The 24223-nt window shown below is 37.5% G+C and carries 20 protein-coding genes; 8 read left to right on the top strand and 12 right to left on the bottom strand.

Annotated elements, in window-relative coordinates; genetic code table 11:
- Nucleotides 1-15: 15 nt before the first annotated feature.
- The 3 genes from AXA65_RS06210 to AXA65_RS06220 all read right to left on the bottom strand — a co-directional run bounded on the left by AXA65_RS06210 (nt 16) and on the right by AXA65_RS06220 (nt 3353).
- Complete coding sequence (locus AXA65_RS06210; RefSeq protein WP_063969262.1) at nt 16-987, bottom strand: hypothetical protein; 972 nt, start codon at nt 985-987, stop codon at nt 16-18.
- A 626-nt stretch (nt 988-1613) separates the two neighbouring features.
- Nucleotides 1614-2441, bottom strand: coding sequence for a 4,5-DOPA dioxygenase extradiol (ygiD, locus tag AXA65_RS06215; protein WP_063969263.1), 828 nt, complete (start codon nt 2439-2441; stop codon nt 1614-1616).
- A gap of 402 nt (nt 2442-2843) precedes the next feature.
- Nucleotides 2844-3353: a YceI family protein gene (locus AXA65_RS06220; RefSeq protein WP_063969264.1), complete on the bottom strand. Its 510-nt coding sequence runs from the start codon at nt 3351-3353 to the stop codon at nt 2844-2846.
- Nucleotides 3354-3497: 144 nt separating this feature from the next.
- Here AXA65_RS06220 and AXA65_RS06225 point away from each other — a divergent pair, with 144 nt between their 5' ends.
- Nucleotides 3498-5525, top strand: coding sequence for a TonB-dependent receptor (locus AXA65_RS06225; RefSeq protein WP_063969265.1), 2028 nt, complete (start codon nt 3498-3500; stop codon nt 5523-5525).
- Between the two features lie 3 nt (nt 5526-5528).
- Here the strand turns inward: AXA65_RS06225 and AXA65_RS06230 are convergent, their stop codons facing one another.
- From AXA65_RS06230 to AXA65_RS06245, 4 genes are all read right to left on the bottom strand, one after another.
- Nucleotides 5529-6287 (bottom strand): TIGR03915 family putative DNA repair protein, encoded by a 759-nt coding sequence (locus AXA65_RS06230; RefSeq protein WP_063969333.1) that lies wholly within the window; start codon nt 6285-6287, stop codon nt 5529-5531.
- 75 nt (nt 6288-6362) lie between these two features.
- Entirely contained in the window at nt 6363-6788 is a 426-nt protein-coding gene (locus tag AXA65_RS06235) for a hypothetical protein (protein ID WP_063969266.1), read from the bottom strand.
- 2 nt (nt 6789-6790) lie between these two features.
- The gene (locus AXA65_RS06240) at nt 6791-8047 is read right to left on the bottom strand and encodes a putative DNA modification/repair radical SAM protein (protein WP_034962736.1); all 1257 of its coding nucleotides are present in this window, start codon (nt 8045-8047) and stop codon (nt 6791-6793) included.
- Between the two features lie 153 nt (nt 8048-8200).
- A complete protein-coding gene (locus tag AXA65_RS06245; RefSeq protein ID WP_063969267.1) occupies nt 8201-8977 on the bottom strand; it encodes a hypothetical protein in 777 nt (258 codons plus the stop codon).
- Between the two features lie 172 nt (nt 8978-9149).
- On the opposite strand from AXA65_RS06245, the gene AXA65_RS06250 reads away from it, so the two are divergent.
- The 7 genes from AXA65_RS06250 to AXA65_RS06280 all read left to right on the top strand — a co-directional run bounded on the left by AXA65_RS06250 (nt 9150) and on the right by AXA65_RS06280 (nt 17257).
- Nucleotides 9150-10478, top strand: coding sequence for a hydroxymethylglutaryl-CoA reductase, degradative (locus tag AXA65_RS06250; protein WP_063969268.1), 1329 nt, complete (start codon nt 9150-9152; stop codon nt 10476-10478).
- Between the two features lie 224 nt (nt 10479-10702).
- Entirely contained in the window at nt 10703-11032 is a 330-nt protein-coding gene (locus AXA65_RS06255) for a hypothetical protein (RefSeq protein ID WP_063969269.1), read from the top strand.
- Between the two features lie 3 nt (nt 11033-11035).
- Nucleotides 11036-11422 (top strand): DUF423 domain-containing protein, encoded by a 387-nt coding sequence (locus AXA65_RS06260; RefSeq protein ID WP_063969270.1) that lies wholly within the window; start codon nt 11036-11038, stop codon nt 11420-11422.
- 9 nt (nt 11423-11431) lie between these two features.
- A complete protein-coding gene (locus AXA65_RS06265) occupies nt 11432-11692 on the top strand; it encodes a hypothetical protein (protein WP_063969271.1) in 261 nt (86 codons plus the stop codon).
- Nucleotides 11693-11930: 238 nt separating this feature from the next.
- Nucleotides 11931-13124, top strand: coding sequence for an ADP-forming succinate--CoA ligase subunit beta (gene sucC / locus AXA65_RS06270; RefSeq protein WP_063969272.1), 1194 nt, complete (start codon nt 11931-11933; stop codon nt 13122-13124).
- 352 nt (nt 13125-13476) lie between these two features.
- Nucleotides 13477-16053, top strand: coding sequence for a DUF2339 domain-containing protein (locus AXA65_RS06275; protein WP_063969273.1), 2577 nt, complete (start codon nt 13477-13479; stop codon nt 16051-16053).
- Complete coding sequence (locus tag AXA65_RS06280; RefSeq protein WP_228391634.1) at nt 16037-17257, top strand: hypothetical protein; 1221 nt, start codon at nt 16037-16039, stop codon at nt 17255-17257. Before AXA65_RS06275 ends, AXA65_RS06280 begins: the two co-directional genes overlap by 17 nt.
- 4 nt (nt 17258-17261) lie before the next feature.
- Here the strand turns inward: AXA65_RS06280 and AXA65_RS06285 are convergent, their stop codons facing one another.
- From AXA65_RS06285 to AXA65_RS06305, 5 genes are all read right to left on the bottom strand, one after another.
- Nucleotides 17262-18140, bottom strand: coding sequence for a mechanosensitive ion channel family protein (locus AXA65_RS06285; RefSeq protein ID WP_063969275.1), 879 nt, complete (start codon nt 18138-18140; stop codon nt 17262-17264).
- 60 nt (nt 18141-18200) lie between these two features.
- Complete coding sequence (locus AXA65_RS06290; protein WP_063969276.1) at nt 18201-18791, bottom strand: hypothetical protein; 591 nt, start codon at nt 18789-18791, stop codon at nt 18201-18203.
- 204 nt (nt 18792-18995) lie between these two features.
- Nucleotides 18996-21689: a T9SS type A sorting domain-containing protein gene (locus tag AXA65_RS06295; protein ID WP_063969277.1), complete on the bottom strand. Its 2694-nt coding sequence runs from the start codon at nt 21687-21689 to the stop codon at nt 18996-18998.
- Nucleotides 21690-21726: 37 nt separating this feature from the next.
- The gene (locus AXA65_RS06300) at nt 21727-22878 is read right to left on the bottom strand and encodes a glycosyltransferase family 4 protein (protein ID WP_063969278.1); all 1152 of its coding nucleotides are present in this window, start codon (nt 22876-22878) and stop codon (nt 21727-21729) included.
- 420 nt (nt 22879-23298) lie between these two features.
- A complete protein-coding gene (locus AXA65_RS06305; RefSeq protein WP_063969279.1) occupies nt 23299-23943 on the bottom strand; it encodes a DUF6266 family protein in 645 nt (214 codons plus the stop codon).
- Nucleotides 23944-24223: the final 280 nt, after the last annotated feature.

A 24223-nucleotide genomic window follows, 5' to 3' on the forward strand; every position in this document is an offset into this window, starting at 1 on the left:
ATAATGCACTACGGGTTATTTCTGATAATTGACCTGAAGCAGATCTTCGAAGTCTAAGAACAAGCGGTCACTTTGACGCTTCGTAAATTCCGACTCTTTCATTTTGGTTTTCAAGATGGCCATCACAAATTCGGAGTTTTTACTTTTCTTTTGCGCAATGGCTTCCAACTCATCCGTCCAAGGCAACGTCGAGTTTTTCTGAGCTTTTACAATTTCGAAATGATCTGTCAATCTCTGCAATTCGGCTTCCGTGGGATAATCCGGATTTGGGATTCGCTTCGCATGATTCACGATAAAACCTTCCTTTTCCAGTTCGTTATTGTAAAGACTTCTTAGGAAATGCATCATGCTGCCGTTGTAGGCATTCATCCGATTAAGTGTAATATCTTTCCGAAAACTGCTTTCCTTGAAGAATGAAGTTCCCAGATAACTGGTACTTTTCGCTTTGAAGTCAGCCTGGAAATTGATCAGATTGTATTGGATTGTGTAGCCCAATTTCTTATTTTCGATGACCAAAGTTTGTGGCGCTTTCACTTTCAGAAATTGATTTTTCTTATCAAATGAAAACTTGAGCGTCCGTTGATTTTTGATTCTCACATCATCCTGGTCAAATCCAATAAACTGATCCAGAAAATAATTGATAAAATCTTTGTAAGCCTGCTCTGTGTAAGGAATGATAACGACTTCCTCAATCTCACTTATTGGGTTTATGATCACTTTCACAGATTTCCCGATTGCCTTTTCTAATGGAAAAATACTGGTCTCGTAATTATCTTTTTGAAAGATGATATTCCCGCTTTTCTGTGCCTGTACATCCAGCTGGAAACTTCCGTCGCCATTGGAAACTGACGAGACTTTTGTTCCATCCAAGTAGACATTCACATTCGAAATGGCTGAACCACTTTCAGTCTGGACCTTGCCCGAAATGGTTTGGGAATAAAGAAATAAAGTCCCGAAAAAGAAAAATAAAAACTGTAAAAACCTCACGTGAAATATTTGAACTTCTAAATTAACAAATAAAAAAAGGATTTCGCCATGCAAAACCCTTTGAATCTATTTTTCATCATTTTAGTTGGTTAATATTTAAAAAGATTGTGATAATTCATAACGATCTTGTCTTAATCAAGTTTTAAAAAACCGTATAAAGCACTGAAATGCAAAAAATTGCACTTGATTGCCTTCACGGAGTGGTTGAACGCCTCAACGGAGCGGTTGATTGTCTTCACGGAGCGGTTGATTGCCTCAACTAACTACTTGAACGCTTCAACTAAGTGGTTGATTGCTTCAACTAAGTGGTTGGACGACTTAACAAAGTAATTGATTACCTTAACTAAGTAGTTGGTTATTTCAACTTATGATTCAACGCTTTAAACAAATGTTCTTTACAATAACGGAATAATTTAAATCCCTAGACTAGATAATTGAATCTAAATTTTAAAAATCCCAGAGGGATGACCTGTTATTAGAAAATAAAATCCATCATTGTGCTAAAGCTCCGTAGGAGCGGCCTGATAATAAATGTGATTAACAGGTCTCTCCTACGGAGCTTTTTGCTTGTCTATCTAATGTTGCTATTAACAGGTTACTCCGCTGGAGCATTTTGGAAAAACCATTTATCCAATTCTTATCGAAGTCATACTCAATGAACCGCCAATCAAAGAATCGTTGAATAATGAAAGTTCTTCTGATTTATCTTTAAGTCCGAGATTATAGATCAATGGTAAATAATGATCGGGCGTCGGAACGGCGTATTGCAAGAATGTTCCTTGTTTTTGATAATCGATAAGTTTCTGGAAATCGCCATCCAGAAGCCAATTGTTGGTTTTCTCTCTCGCTTCTATCGCCCAATCCCAGCCTGCTCCAACGGTGTCAATATTTTTCCAGTCAATCAATCTGAGATTATGCACTATGTTTCCACTTCCAATAATAAGAATTCCTTTTTCCCGAAGTTTGGATAATTTCTTGGCCAACTCAAAATGATACTGTGGCGGTTTTGAATAATCAATACTTAGCTGAATGACCGGAATATCCGCATCAGGATAAAGATGCCGAAGAACCGACCACGCGCCGTGGTCCAATCCCCAATTGTGGTCTTCTTCCACCAAAACCGGAGACAATAATTCTGCAGTTTCTCTGGCTAATTCAGGATTTCCTTTTGCCGGATACTGGACATCGAACAAGGCTTGCGGGAAACCTCCAAAATCGTGAATGGTCTTGGGAAGTTCCATTGCTGTGACGAAGGTTCCGTTGGTAAACCAATGTGCCGAAATACAGATGATGGCATTCGGTTTTGGAATTTCTTTGCTGATATTTCGGAAACCTTGCACAAAAATATTTTCTTCGATGGCGTTCATCGGAGAGCCGTGTCCCAGGAAAAGGACGGGCATTTTTTGGGTGGTTCTGAAGTTATCGGAGATGTTGGAAAGGTCGTTGAGGTTCATTTTTATTTTGTAAAAAGTAAAATGTATTAATGTAAAATGTATTTTATTTTCTCGCAGATTTGGCGGATTGAGCAGATTTTTGAAACACTTAAGTTGATTTTTTTTGAACTACAAAAGTCACATAAGAACAATTAAGATTTTGAAATCTTCGATTTTGGACGATTGTGAATTGATAGACAAAAGTTCAACTTTGCGAAGCGCAGCCCGACTTGAGTGGAAATCCTTTTTTGCGTGTACTCAAGTTCTATTTAAAATGAAATCGTCTGCAAAAAAGATTGGGAACGGAAGGCGGATTAGCTGCCCAAATTATTAAAATCAAAACGATTGAAATCAAAAAAGCGTGAACAAAGTTGCCTTTGCTCACACTTTAAAAAACTCAAACTATAAAAATACTATGATGTATTATTGTTTTACGAACTGCAGTTCTCCTGCAATTTTCACGTCTTCGCTTACCATCACGCCACCTGTTTCCAATGCTGCGTTCCAAGTAAGACCGAAGTCTGATCTTTTGATCTTCCCTTCGAAAGAGAAACCTGCTTTGGTGTTACCCCACGGATCAGAATTTATTCCGCCGAAGTCAACGTCCAAACTGATTTCTTTGGTAATACCGTTCAATGTTAGGTTTCCAGTCACATCGCCGTTCAAAGTTGAAGCTTCGAAAGTGATTTTCGGATTGGCTTCTGCGTTGAAGAAATCTGCTGATTTCAGGTGATTGTCTCTGTCTGTATTGTTGGTGAAGATAGAATCTGTATCGATGAAAGCAGAAACTTTTGCGCTTGCGAATGTGTCATCTTCTGCGTCGATCTCTGCATTGAAAGTTGTGAATTCTCCTTTCACGTTGGAGATCATCAGGTGTTTTACTTTGAAAGTGATTTCGCTATGCGTTGGGTCTAATAACCATTTAGTTGCCATAATTTTTAATATTTTGTTGATTAATTATAGTGCAAATTTAGAGCGCTGACGTTCCTCTCACATTGATGTAAGTTAAGAATTACTTTTTTGTGAATTTTTTAACGATTGCCATGTTTCGGCACAAAGATTTCTGTGTTGAGAACAATGAAAAAACTTTCCTACCTATTTTTACTTTCCAGCGTGTTTTATTTTTCGCAGAAGAGCGATTCTGTAGCACTAATTTCAGAGGTTAAAATCGATGCTTATAAAAAACCTGTTTCTTTTATTGCTTCCACCAAATCTGTGTCTGTGGTTTCGGAAAATTTGCTTTCTCAGAATCCGCCAGACCGTTTGCTGGAATCTGTGAACCAAATTGCTGGTGCGAGAATGGAAGAACGTTCGCCGGGAAGTTACAGGATTGCGGTGCGCGGAAGTTCTTTGCTTTCGCCTTTTGGCGTTCGGAATGTAAAAGTTTATCTGGACGATTTTATTTTGTCCGATGCTTCGGGGAATACTTATTTTAATCAGATCTCGCCGGATTTAATTCATAAAATCGAGATTTACAAAGGTCCCGAAAGTGGTGATTTTGGTGCAGTGACTGGCGGAACTTTGTTGCTTCAAACTCAGAATTCTGATGACTTGTCTTTGAATCTTTCGTCTGGAAGTTATGGGACTTTTAATGAAAGTATCAATTTTTCAAAGGAATTGGGGAAGCATTTTTTTCAAGTCTATCAAAATTATTACAGAACAGATTCTTACCGGGAACAATCGGCGGTTGAGCGAAAGCAAATTTTCATTAAGGACAATTTCAAATACTCTGACAAAGGCGAACTGAAAGCGCTGCTACTCTTTTCCGATTTTGATTACGAGACGCCTGCTGGATTAACATTGGCGCAAATGGAAGCCAACCGAAAACAAGCCCGACCGGCAACGGCAACACTTCCCGGAGCGAAAGAGCAAAATGCAGGAATCAGAAATAAAATGGTCTTGGCTGGACTTTCCAATCAATATCAATTGACAGACGGACTTTCACATTTTGTTTTGGTTCAAGGCTCTTATGTCGATTTTGAGAATCCTTTCATCACCAATTTTGAAAACCGATTTGAAAGTAATTATGCACTTAGAACGCATTTCAATTACGAGAAAAATTGGAATAATGTTTCAGCTGAATGGCGATTAGGTTACGAAGGTGCGACCAATACAATTTATATCAAAAACTATGACAACAATAGTGGAATAGAAGGGAATCCACAGAATTTTGATAAGCTGAGAAACAATTCCGGGTTCTATTTTCTATCGCAGAAACTGAATGTTAATGAGCGGTTATTTACTGATATTTCCATTAGTTTAAATTCAAATGCTTACAAATGGCAAAAGATTTTTCCGACTTCTGAAACTGGAAATGTAAAATTTAAGAATCAATGGTTGCCCAATTTTGGAATGACCTACGTTTTGGATAAAAGATTTTCTGTGAGAGGAAAAATCGGGAAAGGTAACTCGGCGCCGACAAATGAAGAGATCCGTTCTTCCAATCAGGAATTCAATTTCAATCTCGTTCCGGAATATGGCTGGAATAAGGAAATTGGCGTACGGAAACAATTTGGAAACACGGTTTTTGTGGAACTGAATTATTTTGATTTCCGAATGAAAGATGCGATTGTCCGAAGGCAGAATGAAGCTGGCCAGGAATATTTTGTGAATCAAGGAAACACGGTTCAGAAAGGTTGGGAATTTCTTTTGGAATCGAAGCGGTTTGATTTGAAAAATGATATTTTGAGTCATTTCAAATTCAGATTTTCGGGAAGTCTTTATGATTTTAAATTTAAAAATTATGTTCAGGGAACTTCTGACTTTTCAGGAAATGCTTTGACAGGCGTTCCGAAAACCACCATCAACAGTTTGCTGAATTTCACTTTCTTCAAAAAATTAGCCGTTGATTATTCTCAATTTCTGACTTCAAAAATTCCTTTGACAGACTCGAATTCTGTTTGGTCGGAACCGAGTTTGGTTTCTAATATTCAATTCCGATACCCAATTGTTTTTGAAAAATCAAAGTTGGATTTGTATTTCCAAATTCAGAATTTGTACAATACGGATTATGTTTTAGGATTTGACATCAATGCTTTTGGAAACCGATTTTATAATCCATCGGCAAAACGGAATTTTGTGGTGGGCGCGACTATTCAATTATAAAATTTAGAATTTCTCAGTCAAATATTTCCAATAACGTTTCGGGACGTGTTGGACGTGGAGCTTGATATTTTTCCTTTCTTTGATATTCGTTTTCGTGAAATAACTTTTCCAAAGTTCCTGATAATTGATTTCTTCCTCGTGGAATTTCTGTTGGTATTGATTGAGATTAAATTTTTCGTCAGGATAAAAAAATTCACACTCCTCTAAATCATAAAACAAGCCGTAATGTCGTTTGAGGTCGTAAATCATCCATTTTTGGTCCGCGTATCTGTCTTTGAAATGTTTTCGAATCAAAGGTATAACATCAAAATCAGGGTCAATCTTAGCGAAATAAATATCGTCCTTCATTTTCTCAAACCTGACAAACGCAGTCATCCGATGGCGTTCTCGACTGACGGATTTGCAGATTTTTGAGATCTGAAGAATATCATCGTTGGCGAAATTCTGCAGGACATTATTTTCAGGACTTTTAATAGATTGTTTGATGGCTGAAAAAATCAAATCTTCAGATTCCGGAAGTTCTGAGAGGAAAACCATCAGCAATTGTTTGATTCCGGATTTTCCAATGCTCGATTCTAATTTTTTGAGAACTCTGTCAGATTTCTCATTTTGAGTCACAACCTCGTGGATTTCGGCGAACATATTTTCCTGTTGAAATCTTTCCCTGTTTCGGATTTCGACATCATTGTACTTGTATTCAAAAACTTCGAATACTGCGGTCAAAAGTCCGTCGAAACTGCCGTCGTAGAGGAGGGTTTTCATTTTTGAGAGTTGAAGATTTTTGGAGTTGAGAGAACGCAATTTGTCATTCTTCAGGAATATCAATTTAGTTACAAATTACTTGTAACAAATAAGCTTCAATTCATTTTCATCTAATTCCAAATCAAATTCTCCAACATTTTTTATTATGGCTGATATTCTGTTTAAGTCTTGATTCGTACTTGGATTTATGATTTTAGGAAAAATCAAATATTCGATTTCTCGATATTCAAGCCATTCGTTAAAAGAATTATTACCTTCAAAAGCACTTTGCCAATAATCAAATTCGAAAATACTTTCTTCATTCAAATACAACTCTCCAATTCTGTCATTTTGAATCTTCTTGAATTCTATTTTCATTATTTCATTATTGTGAACAACTATTTGCTCAATCAATCTAATCCATTTTGAATTTGACATTAATTGTTGAGAAAATTTCGAAATTGAATTTTCAATCTCATTAATTTTTAGTCCGTCGTGGCGAAACGCTTTTTTTGTTCTCATATTTAAAACAAAGTCAATTGCTGAGAAAACTGATTTTGAAATTTCGACTGACTTCCGCCGATAATTAATTTTCTCAAATTCAAATCTGTCAAATGTTTCAAAAATGGATTGCCGTAACTGAAATCGATGAAATATTTTGCACGATTGACAGCTGCGCCTAACTTTTTCAAATTATCGATATTCAAAACCTGGAAACGTCTGGAGCTGACAATCTTCATCGCCGTTTTCACACCAATTCCCGGAATTCTAAGAATCATTTTGTAATCAGCGGTTTGAAGATTGACTGGAAATTGGTCTAAGTGACGCAACGCCCAACTTAATTTGGGGTCCACTTCCAAATCCAGAAACGGCATATTGGAATCCAAAATTTCATCTGCTTTGAAACCATAAAAACGCATCAACCAATCGGATTGATACAAACGATTTTCTCTCAAAACAGGAACTTCCGCCGTGATTGCCGGCAATCGATTGTCCGACGTCACAGGAATATAACCTGAATAATAAACGCGTTTCATTCCGTAATTTTGGTAGAAATGGTCGGCGACTTTGATGATTTGCAAATCGTTTTCGTTGGTTGCGCCGACAATCATTTGGGTGGATTGTCCTGCTGGAGCAAACTTCGGAACGCTTTTGATGATTTTCTTCTCGTCTTTGTATTGCTGGATTCCTTTTTGCACGATTCGCATTGGTTGCAACATATCTTCCCGATTTTTGTCCGGCGCCAAAAGCTTCAATCCAGATTCTGTCGGAATTTCCAGATTTACGGAAAGTCGGTCTGCGTAAAGTGCGGCTTCCTGCATCAAAATATCACTCGCTCCAGGAATCGATTTTAAGTGAATATAACCATTGAAGTTATGCTCATTTCTCAATTTTTTTGCCACCCGAACCAAACGTTCCATCGTCGTATCTGCATCTTTGAAAATTCCTGAACTTAAAAATAATCCTTCGATGTAATTTCGGCGGTAAAAACTGATGGTCAAATCCACCACTTCTTCCACCGTGAAAGCGGCGCGTTTGATGTCATTTGATTTTCTGGAAACGCAGTAGATGCAATCGTAAATGCAATGGTTGGTCAAAAGGATTTTAAGAAGCGAAACACATCGCCCATCCTCTGTATAAGTATGACAAATTCCGCTGGCAGAACTGTCTCCTAATCCGCCATTATTTTTCCTTTTCCCGCCACTTGATGAGCAGGAAACGTCGTACTTTGCAGCGTCGGCAAGTATTTCCAGTTTTTCTTTTGTGCGGTCGAAGTTCATATTTTGGAGGGTTTTATTAAGAAGAATTAAGCTCTAAAATTACGTCAAAAATAAGTCCAATTAATTACAACTTTGATAGTTTTTGTCAATTAAGTTACTAACAAATTTTACTTAAAATAATTCCACAGCACAATTAAAAAATCAAAATAATTCTCATTTTAAACAATAAATCTGCGCTTTGAAATCTTCTAAAATATAAACTTTATCAAATTTAGAATCATAGTTTTTGAACAGATGTTCATCCTCATCAAATATTTCATATGATTCAGGAGAAGAATGAGAAACAACAATTAGTAACCAGATTTCATCTAAATTTTTCTGTTTATAATTTATAATTTTTCCTTCTTTTTTTAAAATTGTGTTGCTAACCAATTCTGGTGTCAAACTATTAACCATATAACCACCAGGATTATATGAAAATGAAAGTTGTGAATTACTTATAATTTCAACTTCTTCAATTATTTCACAATCATTAAAAAATGTATGCTGTCTATAAATATTATAAATGTGGTTAGCTATTTTTTCAGCTTCTTCAAAAAGTTGATGTTTCTGAAGCTTTAATTCTTCATTTTTAAAATAGACATTCGCAAGAAAATTTACATCTGGATATTTTTCAATAAATTTTTGTTCTGAAAGTTTTATTAATTGCTGCTTGAACTTTTCGTATTCAATGTTTTTAGTAAAAATACCTACTATTTCAACTCCAATCTTTTTGTATTCATTTTCGATAATAAAATCAGGAGATTCAGTTATTGATTTAATATTATATTTTTCTTCAAGTTTATATAGAAATTTTCCTAAATGAGATAACTCAATAGTTTTAGCCGTACTTAAGTCATCACTGAGAAAAGGACTAATTATCTCACGAACAGAATTAGATTCAATTTTAAATTGCTCAATTTGATTCTTTAATTTTTCTATATCAAACATTTTAGTAAATTTTGATTACTTACAAATATACAAACCAATCCTATCACAATCTCCCAAAATCCTTATCTTTACAAACATAAAATTTCATAATGTTTTTATTAATTCAAGACTCGATTTTCAGTTTTAAATTATTTAAAATCAATTATCATTTATTAATTATCAATCATCACTTATGAACCATCAACCAGTTGAAGGTTTTTCCAAATTGTCAAAACAAAGAAAAATCGATTGGCTAATCACCGAATATCTAAGCAACGACAGAAGTTACGAGCAGATTCTGCAGCAATATTGGAACAACGATTCTAATCTGCAAAAAATGCACGACGAGTTTTCTGAAAACACGATTTCCAATTTTTATATGCCTTACGGAATTGCTCCAAACTTCCTGATTGACGGGAAATTACTAGCACTTCCAATGGCAGTTGAAGAAAGTTCCGTAGTGGCTGCAGCGAGTAAAGCGGCCAAATTCTGGATTGACAAAGGTGGTTTCAAAACAACCATCATCAATACAGAAAAACTGGGTCACACGCATTTTATCTTCAAAACCGAAGCTCATAAATTGTTGCATTTTTTCAATTTTAAACTGAAGAAAAAATTGTTGGAAGCCACGGAAGACATTACCAAAAATATGCGCAACCGCGGCGGCGGAATCCTAAATATCAAACTCATCGACAAAACTGCTGAACTGGAAGATTATTTCCAACTGAAAGCGAGTTTTGATACTGTGGATTCTATGGGCGCCAATTTCATTAACTCTTGTCTGGAACAATTCGGAAAAACTTTGAAGGAAGAAGTTGCAAAGGAAGAAAGTTTCTCTCAGGAAGAAAAAGACTCTTTACAGATTGTGATGAATATCCTTTCCAATTACACGCCGGATTGCATCGTAAGAGCCGAAGTTTCCTGCAAAATTGAAGATTTGAAAGACGACAGCGGGATTTCTAATGAGGAATTTGCGTGGAAATTCAAACGTGCGGTGACGATTGCAGAGATTGAACCTTACAGAGCAACCACGCATAACAAAGGGATTATGAATGGTGTTGATGCTGTAGTCATCGCGACTGGAAATGATTTCCGTGCGACGGAAGCTTGTGCGCATGCTTATGCGGCGAGAAACGGGAAATATTCTTCACTCACGCATTGCACAACGGACAACGGGATTTTCAGATTTTGGATCGACTTGCCGATTTCAGTCGGTGTGGTTGGCGGATTGACGAATCTCCATCCGTTGGTAAAATTCTCTTTAGCACTTCTTGGAAAACCATCTGCTCAGGAATTGATGAGTATTTTGGCGGTTTCAGGTTTGGCGCAGAATTTTGGAGCGCTTCGTTCTTTGGTGACAACGGGAATCCAGAAAGGTCATATGAAGATGCACCTTTTCAATATTTTGAATCAATTTGGTGCAACAGAAGAGGAAAAACAGCATTTTGTGACCTATTTCAAAGATAAAACGGTGAGCCATCACGAGGTGATTTCGGAGTTGGAGAAATTGAGAAATAAATAGACATATGTTTGGGATCTTACTTTCAGCCTTTATTTTGTTCTTTGGGATATTTTTAAAATTCACAAAGGATCCGGGATTTGCAGGTGCCAAACGATTTTCTTGGCTACTCATTGTGTTGGGATTATTAACGATTGCAGGAAAACTTATTATTTTATATCAAAAAGGAGAATTGTAATTATAAAACGGTAAGTAATTGCAGAATTGAAAAATTAAGGAATAGATAAATGTGGTATATCTTTGACAATTCAAATTCAATTGGTAAAAAAGGTTCTGAAGGAGGAATTATTCTTTCAGATTTTGAAAATAGCAATGGTGCGAGAATAACAATTGAACAAGATGGCAACATTGCACCTTTTTCTGTAACAATCGGAATTTACAACCTGATGTTTCACACTTATTTTTGTAGTTCCCAAGAAGAAGCGATTTCTTTTAGAGAAGAAACTATAGAAAAAATTGATGACATATTTAACTTATTGAAAGTCGACAACGAAAATAGAAATGAAGAATGGGAAATTAATTTCAATCATAAAATTGAAGAAATCTGTAAAAATTAAAATATGAAAAACTTTACTTTAATTATCGGCGGAATTTACGGTTTATTGTCCGTAGTTCTCGGTGCATTTGGGGCACACGCCTTCAAAAAAATATTATCAATCGAAAGATTAGAAAGCTTCGAAACAGGTGTTCGTTATCAAATGTATGCGGCGTTTTTCCTTCTCATTGTCGGATATATTTTAAAATTCGAAACGACATCTGAGAAATGGATTTCAATTTTAATGATTGCCGGAACTTTTATCTTTTCTGTGAGCATTTATTGTCTGGCTTTCCAAGATGTTTGGGGCGTAAATCTTAAATTCCTTGGACCAATCACACCACTTGGCGGTTTGTTTATGATCATCAGTTGGGGAATGTTGATCTGGTATTTTGCGAAGGCTAAGTTCTAATCATCCCCAATGTTTTTCATCTTCGGAATCAAAACCAAACTCGTAGGAAAAGAAGACCGTAAAGTTCTGAAAAACGGCTTTATGGCGAACGCTATTGTTTCGGTTTACAAGAATTATTTCGAGTTGTTTTTCATTCCGATTTTTCCATTTGGTAAGAAATACAGCATTTACATTCCACATTCGGATGAATATTATGAGACGGGATTTGGATCATCTAATATGCCGAAAGAATATCTGGAACTTTGTAAAGAAGTTGGAAGGAACTACTGAAAACCCAAGCTGTGTGAGCGATGGTAGTGGAAATCCCGGAATACGCGCTGGCCAAAGCCTCGGAATGAGGAATTGCAGCGGACGTAGCGACCCGAGCGGCTGGAACTTAGCGCTGGCGAGGGACACACCCAGATAATATTGAAAACTGATTTCAATCAGACATTTATATAATGTAATTCATCACTTTTTCTTAAATTTGTGAATCTTATAAAATCTAAAAATTAATCAATAATATATTATGAATCTTCACGAGTATCAATCAAAAGAGATTTTAGCAAAATACGGGGTTAATATCCAACGTGGTTTTGTTGCAAACAATGTGGATGAAGCTGTAGCGGCTGCCGAAAAACTTACTGCTGAAACGGGAGCGCAAGCTTGGGTAGTAAAAGCTCAGATCCACGCTGGTGGTAGAGGAAAAGGTGGTGGTGTAAAGTTCTCTCCAAATATGGACAAACTGAAAGAAAACGCTGGAAACATCATCGGAATGCAACTGATCACACCTCAGACTTCTGCTGAAGGTAAAAAAGTACATTCTGTTTTGGTAGCTGAAGATGTATATTATCCAGGAGAATCTGAAACTAAAGAATTTTATGTTTCTATCCTTCTAGACAGAGCTTTAGGTAAAAACACGATCGTTTATTCTACAGAAGGTGGGATGGACATCGAGCACGTTGCAGAAGTGACGCCACATTTGATCCACAAAGAAGTGATCGACGCAGCTTACGGATTGCAAGGTTTCCAGGCTAGAAAAATTGCTTTCGGACTAGGTCTTGAAGGGAATGCTTTCAAAGAATTCACAAAATTCATCACGTCTCTTTACAACGCTTACATCGGAATCGATGCTTCTCTTTTCGAGATCAACCCGGTTCTTAAAACTTCAGACAACAAGATCATCGCTGTAGATGCAAAAGTAACTTTGGACGACAACTCATTGTTCCGTCACAAAGACCTTGCTGAATTGAGAGATACAAGAGAAGAAGATCCATTGGACGTAGAAGCTGGCGAAGCTGGTCTTAACTTCGTGAAGTTGGACGGAAACGTAGCTTGTATGGTAAACGGAGCTGGTCTTGCAATGGCGACTATGGATATCATCAAATTGTCTGGCGGAAATCCTGCAAACTTCTTGGACGTTGGTGGAACAGCTGATGCACAAAGAGTTCAGACTGCTTTCGGAATCATCTTGAGAGACCCGAACGTAAAAGCGATCTTGATCAACATCTTCGGAGGGATCGTAAGATGCGACAGAGTAGCGCAAGGTGTTGTAGACGCTTACCACGCGATGGGAAGCCTTCCAGTTCCATTGATCGTAAGATTGCAAGGAACCAACGCTGTAGAAGCTAAAAAACTAATTGACGAGTCTGGACTACCTGTTCACTCTGCAATTACTTTGGAAGAAGCTGCAAACAAAGTAAAAGAAGTTCTAGCTAGCTAAGAATTTTCTAAAATAAATATCAGATCCGTTCAATTTTTTTGAGCGGATTTTTTTTTGCATTATAATTTGGGCAGCTTTATCCGCCTTCCACTCCCGCTATTTTTCCCACCGCATTTCCCGCCGCAAAAAATGAGCTCCGTTCAAGTCGGGCTGCGCTTCGCATACATTCAACATTGTTTGGAAATTGAATATTTTCTCTTTCTTCGACGATTTTTCAAGTCTTTTTTTGGTATTAATAAAGAATAACAAAATTGCTTAAATAATAGTCAAGTTTTATAAACATAACTTTCTGATAGCAAACATCAGGAGACCTAATTTTAATTATATTATATTTGTTACAGATAGAACACTTATGGAAGTAGCATTACTCTTAGCGATTTTGATTTTCACTTTGATTATTTACAACAAAACGAATCAAAAACCCGCCGACCAACAACAGAACTTCAAACAACTCAATGACAAGATCGATGACCTGAAAGAGCAGATCTCGACCCTTCGATTCATTCTTAATGATTTGTCAAAACCAACGTCTAAAGAAGAAAAACTTCCAATCGCTGAATCTGAACCAATAGTGGTTGTTGAACCAGAAATTGAAGAACCAGTTATTGAGGAAACAATTGTTGAAGAGCCGATCATCGAGGAACAAGAAATTATAGAAGAGATCATTCCACAGGAAGAAGCGCAAATTTCTCAAGTTGCTTTCAGTTCCAACGAAAATCCAGTTGAGGTGAAAGAAGAAACTCTTGAACCTGCAATTCCAATCATTTCAGAACCGATTGTTCCAAAAAAATCCTGGATAGAAAACTTCAAAGAGAAAAATCCGGACATCGAGAAATTCATCGGTGAAAACCTCATCAACAAGATCGGGATCCTGATCTTGGTCCTAGGAATCAGTTTCTTTGTGAAATATGCGATCGACAAAGACTGGATCAATGAGCCAGCGCGTGTCGGCATCGGCATCCTAAGTGGCGCCATCGTGATGGTCATCGCCCACCGATTGAAGAAAAATTACGCCGCATTCAGTTCTGTTTTTGTGGCCGGCGCAATCAGTATTTTCTACCTCACGATTGGAATTGCCTTCCACGATTACAAATTATTCAGCCAAACCGTCGCCTTCATCATTATGGTGGTGATCACCATTTTCAGTGTGCTGGTTTCGGTCTCTTACAATAGAAAAGAATTAGCAGTTCTGTCATTGATTGGCGGTTTTGCCGTTCCATTTATGGTCAGCACAGGCGAAGGAAACTACAAAGTTCTCTTTACCTACATTGCGATCCTCAACATTGGAATGCTGATCATTGCCTATTTCAAGAAGTGGAATCTGGTGACGTTGTTGGCGTTCATTTTTACGTGTGTCTTGTTCTCTGGATGGTTCGGCGTCGAGTTTTCCGATAACAAACTTCCGTATCGTGGTGGGTTGTTTTTCGCGACCATTTTCTACATCATCTTTAGCATTGCAGCGGTCATTAATAATATTCGTAACAAAGGTGGATTCACCAAGATGGAATATTTCCTGATGTTGGCAAACACGTTTTTCTATTTCGGAATGGGCGCGACCATGATCCAAAGTTGGAAACCTGAGTTCAAAGGAATTTTCACGATTGCGTTAGCATTGTATAACTTGGTTTTTGCAATGATTTTGTACCGAAAATTCGGGATCAACAAAAACGCGATCTACTTTTTGCTAGGCTTGGCTTTGACGTTTATCACGCTGACCATTCCATTCCAGTTCAATGGAAATTACATCACCTTATTCTGGGCTGGCGAAGCGGTTTTGCTGTTGTGGCTTTCTCAAAAATCAAAGATCGCGACTTTCAAATTTGGTGCAATTGTCGTTCAAATCTTGATGCTTTTCAGTTTGTTCATCGATTGGAATCAATATTATCACGAGTTTACGGATATTACTTTGAAACCATTTTTCAACAAGATCTTCATCACAGGTTTGGTAGCGTTGGCTTCATTGGTTGCAACTTATTACTTATTAAAGAAAGAACGAGAGATCACGATGTTCTATTTCCTCGAGATCGATCCAAAAATATACAGAACTACGGCAATAATCTTGGCTGTAATTATTGGTTATTTCGTCGGAATGTTCGAGGTTTATTACCAGTCTAACGAATATATTTCCAATTATTATTCGGCGACATCGCTTCCGGTCTTGTACCATTTCATTTTCAGTGCAGGCTTGATTTTCTTTGTTTTAAAACAGAAAAACAACTTCAATACAAGCTTTGCCATTAGTTTAGCCGGAATCAACATTTTACTCTACCTCATCATCTATTTCCAACTGACGACGAACGAAATGGTTGAAAATGTAACGCAATCTACATCAAGTAAAGTTGCATATTTCACGCATTATTTGTTGTTGATCTGCATAGGATATTTCCTTTATATTATCGTTAAAAATAGAGCCAACAATGAGTTTTCAAAATTCCTGAATCACAAATTCGCACTTTGGCTTTTGGCTTTTTGTGTCGTCTACATTTTGAGCAATGAAGTGATGATCCACAGTCTGATGTTCTCTAGCGATATTGTAGATCAGGTAGAATTGGCGAAAACGTATCCGATCAAAGATGGTCTATACAATGGCGATAAAGTTTCATTTATCGATAACAAATTCTCTTTAGCAAAAATGCAGATCGTCAAGATCGGTTACCCAATTCTCTGGGGCGTTCTATCTTTTGCCTTCCTGATTGTTGGTATCAAAAGACAGAACAAACCTTTGCGTATCATTTCCCTTTCGTTATTAGGTTTAACGATCGCGAAACTATTCCTGTTCGATATCAAAAATGTATCAGAAACTGGTAAGATCATTGCATTTATTTTGCTGGGCGTTCTTATTTTAATTATCTCATTCGTTTATCAGAAGATCAAAAAACTGGTGATCGATGAGCAACCTCAAAACACAGACAATGAAGAAAATATTTAGCCTTCTTTCCACTTTTTTTGCATTGAGTTTTTCATTAGCACAAAATTATCAAGGGCAAATAAATCAAGTTTCAGAAAGTGGTTTGCATCAAATCGTGCTTTCGCCGGAAGTGCGTTCTGCATCGCAAAATAACTTGGATTTTTTAAGAATTTTCGATGCGAAAAACAATGAAGTTCCTTACGTTCTTTTTGAAGGAAGATCTACGGATCTACAATATGAGAATTTGACGATCGTATCAAGAAATGCGGTTCCAAACAAAGTAACTTCTGTAGTGGTTTCGAATGAAAAAGCGTTGAATCTGGAACATCTGATTTTGAAAATCGCCAATACAGATGTTGATAAAACTTACAGCATTAGCGGAAGCAACGATAATCAGGAATGGTTCGGTCTGGTCATTAATCAAACCATAAACGATTTGAATGACAGCGGAAAAACCTCTGTGGAACGCAATTTTTCTTTTCCGCTAAATAATTATAAGTTTCTGAGATTTGATTTCATTGATAAAAATTCGCTTCCAATCAATGTGTTGGAAGTTCGATTGGAGAAAAATTATGCTGTCAAAAAATCAAAAATAGAACTTCAAAACTTCGAACAAAAAATAACGACGGATAAAAAGAAGAAGCAAACGAAGATCCATATCAGCTTCAAAGATCCACAAGTGATCGATGCGATTGGTTTTGATATTTCGGCGCCCAATTTCTATTTGAGAGAAGCTCGGATCGTCATCAATAAAACCAGAACTCAGAAAAGAACTGAAGTTGATTATAATGAAACGGTTAGCAATTTCCAACTGAATTCAAAAGTCAAAAACAGTTTTGAAGTTTCAGAATTGTTCGTTAAAGAGTTCACGATAGAAATTGATAACCAAGACAATCCAGAATTACAGATCAACAAAATCTCTTTGTTCCAAGATCCAGTGAGCATTCTTGCAGACCTGAAAGCCAATGAAAATTACACTTTAAAAATCGATTCGAAACTTTCTGCTCCAGCTTATGATCTGGCTCACTCAGGCATTGATTTTAATCAAAACTATCCTGTTGCAACAATTTCAAATTTAGACAAAATTGATGATCCAAAAGAAGCCGATTCATCTAAGACCTTTTGGCAAACCTCTTTGTTCATGTGGCTTTGCATTGGTTTTGCGGTGTTGATCATTGGTTATTTTGCCATGACGATGATAAAGGATCTAAATAAAGAAAATTGATCATTTAGACTTTGTCATCATGATTGACCTGTTCTTTAGCAGCTTCTTGTGAGGTCGTAACATTGATGCTTGTCGGCGTTACGAGGCTGACGCCTTCTTTCACCAATCTTTCGTTGATCTGCATGATCGCACCACTTTTAAGTTGGCTAAAGTTGTTGCCTTTCTCCAACCAGAATTTGACCTGCAGATTGAAAACGCCTTGTTTTACATTGGTGAACAAAACCTCAGTCGCATCGGTCTTATCGACATGTGCCAAAGTTTTGATCTCATCCAAGATTGCCGCCTTTGTTTTCTGAATATCTTCACCAACAGGAATTTCGAAGTCCAAAATGATCCTGCGCTGTGGTGAAGCCGTCACATTGAAAAACGGTGCGTTGAAGATGATCTGGTTTGGAATGTAAACTTTCTTTCCATCATCTGTGATCATTTTGGTGGTCAACAATCCAATGTCCTGAACAGTTCCAGAGTTGCCGCCAATCGTGACATAATCTCCAATTTTAAAAGCTTTGTCTACACCGACCAACATTCCGGAAAACATACTTGATACAAGATCTTTCAGCGCAACCCCCGCAATTACCCCGGCAACACCCAAACTTCCCAAGAACTTGATAAAGAAGCCACTGAACCCCATAATCTCCAATGAGATGAAGGCACCCATTAGAATGATCAGAAATTTGAATACGGAGATCAGGGTGACCACAGATTCGTTTTTCGTTTTTGGGAAAAGCTTGTGAAAAAGTTTTACAGACCAACGACTCAGGTAAGTACTGGTCATCAGGAAAAAGAGGAAGACCAGAATCCCAACGATGAGCCTTGGTGTAAGTTCTGCAAAACTGATGTACCATCTTTTTAGGACGGCGTAAACGGTGTGTAAATATTCCATAATGTGATATTAATAAAAAAAACCGACAAAAGCCGGTTTTATTGTATGCTGAGTCTAAAATTATTTAGCTTCGTTTGCAATTCTTTTTGCTTGTCCGCTTGGTAAATAGATACTGAAACCAACGTTGAAAGTGATATTCGAATTCAAACCTTCGTTACCGAAACCTGACTGTCCTACATATTTTACCAACCCTTCGATACCGATGTTAGGCGTAATAAAGTAAGAATAACCTGGACCTACTCCGAAATCTAATCCAGTTGTTGAATTTCCATTTTCTACTGAAGAACCTCCAACCCCTAAGTTACCTTCGAAGAACCAACGTCCGTGATTAAGAAGGTTGTCAACACCTGCCTCACCTGGAGAAATATAATAACGACCCAAAGCTCCTACGCCATAATCAAATCTTGTAGGTGAACCCTTTGTCACTTTGCTGATCCCTAAATTGACATAACCTCCCAACGCCACATTATCTTTGATGAAATAGGCTGCTTTCGGCTGTAATGCGATATCATAACCAGCACCAGTGTTAAGACCAAAATTACTTGAAAGTAAACTACTTCCTACCATCCAGTTTCCTTCTTGTATCTGAGCGTTTGCTGTAGAGAATAATCCTGCAACTAACACTACTGCTCCTAATAATAATTTTTTCATATTGTTAAATTTTTCGTTAATAATTATCTTTTCTACATTTTACAAAGGTTGTGCCATTCCGGAAAATGAGACTGCAAAATGTCACGTAGCTACTTTTAACAGAAATTGGTAAAAATCGAAAAATACATAAAAAGAGTTTATTTTTATGTAAAATAAAAAAGCCAATCTTTGCAGATTGGCCTTTATTATTTAGTTGGTGAGTTTTTACAAGATCACCTTTTTGGTTGTTATTCCTTTATCAGAAGTGATCTTTAGGATATAAACCCCTTTGATCAAACCTGAAGTATTTATTCTAACCTCTTTTTGACTCTTACCTGCAACAGACTGAACTAGTTTTCCAGAAGCGTCGAACACATCAATTACGGTGATGTTGTTTGTGGTATCTCTCACCACTACGTCCACCTCATCTTTGGCAACACTTACGCTTCCTGCAGACCTGTTCACAGAATCGAAAGACAGGATGTCTTGGTAGATTACCTCGAATCTTATGTCGTTTGTACCTTTACTAGCTGCGAAAGTATATTGACCTTCCTCAGAAAGGTTGATCACTTTGTTCAGTTGTTTATCTTTCAGATAGATTGCCTGATCTGTGTCGAAAATACCTTCTTTCTCCTTCAGGAAAATAGTGTAGTTACCAGTTTCAAAATATTTTGTTCCCAATGTTACCACATCATCTGCTCTCAATGGATATTTTCTACCTTGGATGGCCAATTTAGCAGTACCATTTGTTGTATAGAAAGCATCTGAACCTAATACCAAGATATCTGCATCATACAATCTCTCATAACCGTCTGTAGCACCTGGCATGTAAGATACCAATATCGTGTTGTTGATGTTTGAAGGCGATTTTAGATTTAACCAATACCTGTCTTTTGACTTAACTTCCTGCTTGTTGAAGAAGATGCTAGATGCACTGTAACTTCTCATACTGTTGTTGAACTGTAATGGCTGATTGTGCGAACCGCTCATACTTTGAACCAAGAATCCTTGACCCACTTTGATGTATTGTGTAGGGACAGGAGAATCTACACCATCCTGGAACGTTGCCGGTACACCACCACTTCTGTTGTAGATGGCGTAGTTAGAACCAGAATAGTTACCCCCTTGCTGATCTGGAACATATTGTTGGTTTGTCCAGAAATATGCTGTTCCATATATCAAAGAGCTATTAGCATCGTACAAAGCATCAAAATCTAAATTCGAAGGATAAGGATTACCTACCAAGTTGTAGCCGTGAGCTGCATTTGTCCATTTTAAGTTTTGAAAAGCTAAGTTTCCATTATTTGGAATACCAGTGAATGTAAATGTATATGGAGCAGGGCTGTTAAAATTTGTATTATAACTGTCTTTACCTCTGATTGCGTAACCTTGACCTACTCTAAAGCTATACGCATCATTAATTCCATAAAAGTCGAATAAATCCGTGGACTCACTGTAAATAAAGAATCTATTTTTAGGTGTTCCACCTACTAATCCTCCATCTGAAAATGCATACATATTTTGACCTGATACTGGTGCACTCCAATACGTAAAATGCATTTTTGCCATGTTAGAAATCCTTTTCACTGTGATTGCTCCATTATTCTCTGAATTGGAACTTTGCATGATATTAGCATCGCTTTCGACAACAAATCTATCAGATGTGATGCCATTAATATAACGACTTGCTGTAATTACTGTATTAGGACTTACGGTCAATAGCCCATTGTTATTTATTGTTAAGTCTTTTGCAATAAAAGAGCCTTTAGTGCCGGTAACATATGGTTCGAAAATGTAAGTATTCAAAGTGGCATTAGGTAATCCGTTGGACCAGCCTACAACACTGTTGCTTTCTCTCCAAACCGTTTTATTGACCAATACCGATGAAACACCAACTCCTGTTCCATTACATGAGGCATCAGAGACTGCTGTCACTTGATAATTGGTATCCACCTCCGGAGAGACTGTCAGAATAAATGGTGAATTTGTTATGCCTGTTATGGTTTGAGGATTTGCACCATTGGCAGTATAAGTAATTGACCAAGGGGCCGTTCCTGTCAGTGCAACTTGCAGGTTTACTGAACCTGGTTCGGTATCAATCGTTCCACCACCTGTCAAAGTTGCTGTAGGCGTAACATTGGTATTAACATTTATAATCTTTGTATCCGTAAATGTTCCAAAAGAATTGGTGTATGTTCCAAATGCAGTATAAGTTGCGTTCTGTGAAGGGTTGGCTGTTACTGAAGCGCCTGTATTCTGAACGAGATTACCACCAACAGTGCTAGACCAGGTATAGTTAAAAGGTGCTGAACTTTGAGCTGTCAAAACCACTGGCGTATTAGGACAGACAGTTTCAGTACTGGACGAAAGGACGAATGAGTGATTTACCACTACTCTGTCTAAGAATATTGATTTACCAGAAGTTCTCGAAATTCTAAATTTTATATTGTCGCTATAATCATTGACCGGAATTGTAAAATTTTCAACAGTTAAAGTCTTTGGTGTAATTACATTATACGACCCTACTGATGTCCAGCTACCATTATTAATACTTTTCTCCACCAAAACTCTTGTGGTTTCTGTATAATTTATATTTATAGGCCTTACCGCTACCAAAACAGTGATTGACCGTGCACCCCCTTTTGCTATAGTCGGAGTAGTTAAAGTTCCGGCAACTTCTGTAGACTTAGAAATTGCAAGTTCTACATAACCATTCAAAGAAATACTCGCGCTTCCTGCAGGATACACCGATGCTCGGGTCATATTCCATACTCCTGCTGTTGATACTTGTGTATAATTTCCAACAGCATATTTTGCTGTCCAATTATTGAATTCTGCAACAACAACTTGTGCCTTCATTGTTATGGCCATCAAGAACATAATCAAAAACACACTTTTAAAAAGTATATTTATTTTCATAACCTTTTATTTTTATTATTTCTGCAAAATTAAAGAATTAATTATTATCAATCAGAGAATAATATTCATTTTTTATAGATTCCCACACATTACTTTGTTCATAGGCCTTTGCTATAAGCGACCTGCAGATATTTTCATTAGGTGACCCATCGTTGTTATTCTTTAACCGAGCTGACATCGCCTTGAACAATTCATTTTTATCCCTTACCGGTATGACCTGGCCATTCAATCCGTTTTTAATGATCTCATTACTCCCGCTGATGTCCGTAACGATACTAAACAAGCCCATCGCACCAGCTTGTAACAGCACATTTGGAAAGCCTTCCCTATAGCTTGGAAAAATAAATGTATCCGATATCGCAAAGTACGGCCGAACATCTTTTTGAAATCCTACTGAAATGATATTCGCATTATTCTGTATCTTATTTTTCGTTTCTGGTAAAACAGGATCAAGCTCTTCTTCAAAAGGCCCGACCAACAATAATTTAGTTTTGGGAGACTTAATATTCAGTTCCACAAAAGCCTCAACTAACTCATTGATTCCTTTGTCTCTCACTAAACGCCCTACAAACAAGAATACAAAATCGGTTCCATCAATCTCTAATTCGTTTCTTAGTGCGAGCTTGTCAATTTCAGAAAACAGTACAGGGTCAAAATAGGCTATATCGATGCCGTTGACATTTCCATTTGCGATGACTTTCAAAGGCTTTTTTGTAATCTCGTATTGCTCCAGATCTTTCTTAACGCCTTGTCCTTCGGGATAAATATTGGTAGCACAGTAACATAAAAGTCTGTCCATCATTATCAGAACCTTCTGCATCAATCCATTTTTATATGGAAAAACCAAGCCTGTAAAGGTGTGCATCCTTATGGGAATACCAGCCAATTTGCCAGCGATCATGGACAGCAATCCCGCTTTGGGTGTTATGGAATGAATAATGTCCGGTCTCTCCTTTTTGAAATACCAATAAAGTTTGACCAGTGATATGAGATCTTTAAAAGGCGAGATCGGACGCTGCATCTCGATCACATGCGTCTTCACATTTTCCCTTAGCCTGGTGTCATCCAGATCTTGGCCAGACCCGGAAATCGCAGTAATCTCAAAAAACTGGTTCAAATACCTCAGCTGCCCTTTCAGAAGGATATTGAGAGAGCTTGGCACCGTGGAAATGCGAAATACTTTTTTCATAGTCTAGCGATAATGGGCAAAGATATTGGTTTTTGGTCTACTTTTTCTGCCGAAGATTTCCATAGATCATTTTTAAACAATATTATAACATTTCTTGATTCATCGCCTTAAGGTGGCATTTAAAGGTAAGGGTGTCTTAGATATTATGACATGGCTTCACACAAGGCGGAATTATTAATTTTATTAAATTTCGATAGCGGCAAATTGGTTTGAAGGTGATACTGGATGTGATGGGTATTTTCTGCCCCGACCCTAAAGGGTGTCTTAGATGTGAGGACATTAATTACGTTAAGCTTTATTCTTAATAATAAAAAACTGTCTTAGCTAACATTCGGTTTGTATCAAAATAGAGGTGGTCATTGGACGTGCTATATTTATCACCCACCGATTTTTTTTGCTAAGACAGCCTTTAAAGTGCTCTTAAGGAACCATCACGCTTCCCACATAGGCCGATAATGAGACCTGCATCATGTCCAGTGCACGGAATGCTATCCATACATGGACCATTTTTCCTTGTAGATTGGGTGGCACGGTAACTGTCAATGTTGTATCTACCCTTTCGCCCATGTTTTCTATGAACACTGGACTCTTTTGACCTTCTGCCATGTACAATAACTGAAGCTGATCAGTTTCCCTGTCAGGGTCACCCGCCGCATTGTTGTACCATTCGACTTCAAAACTGCCTGCAGCAGGAGATGTGAGGCCTGTCGGAATCGGAGCCAACAAATTACCCCTTGCAAATTCAATCTCGGTATATTCCGGCGTGATCGTCAGTAGCGTAAAATCTAATTTGTAAGCATTCAGCAAATTCGTGATCGCCTGATTGTAGCATGATCTCAAACCGACCTTGGTTCCAAAATACAAAGACGCAAAACCTTTGTAAGGCAGAATAAAATCATAACACTGTCTCATCCTGTCCTGAATCAACAGTTGCTTGGATGAGGGTGCGGAGGTCTTTTTGCGAGGACGCACTCTCAAAATTTCTGTTCCGGCAACATTTGCCACCACTAAGCGGCCTGTGCGACCGCTGGATCCTGATAATAAAGAATCATTTAATTTTCCCATTGTTGTATTTTTTTTGGGTTAATGTTCCAAAATTAGAAACATGCCCCATTAATCTATTTGGCACTTCCAAAATTTGCCGAAATTTTCCTTTTTGATATAAGAAATAAACATTTGGCTATACTTTCTATAGGCCCGCTATAGGTTTTGGAAGTCACTGTATAGGCTTTGTCTTAGGTTTGTATAGGGATTGTTATGATGTGGAGGATTTGGGGTTGGAGCGTGGGAGTGTTTTGAGTGTAACTCGGGATGATTGTGGTGAAGGGTGTTTTTACCCTGGCCC

It is taken from the genome of Chryseobacterium sp. FP211-J200 (genome assembly GCF_001643375.1).
In the GTDB taxonomy this organism is placed as follows: Bacteria; Bacteroidota; Bacteroidia; order Flavobacteriales; family Weeksellaceae; genus Epilithonimonas; species Epilithonimonas ginsengisoli.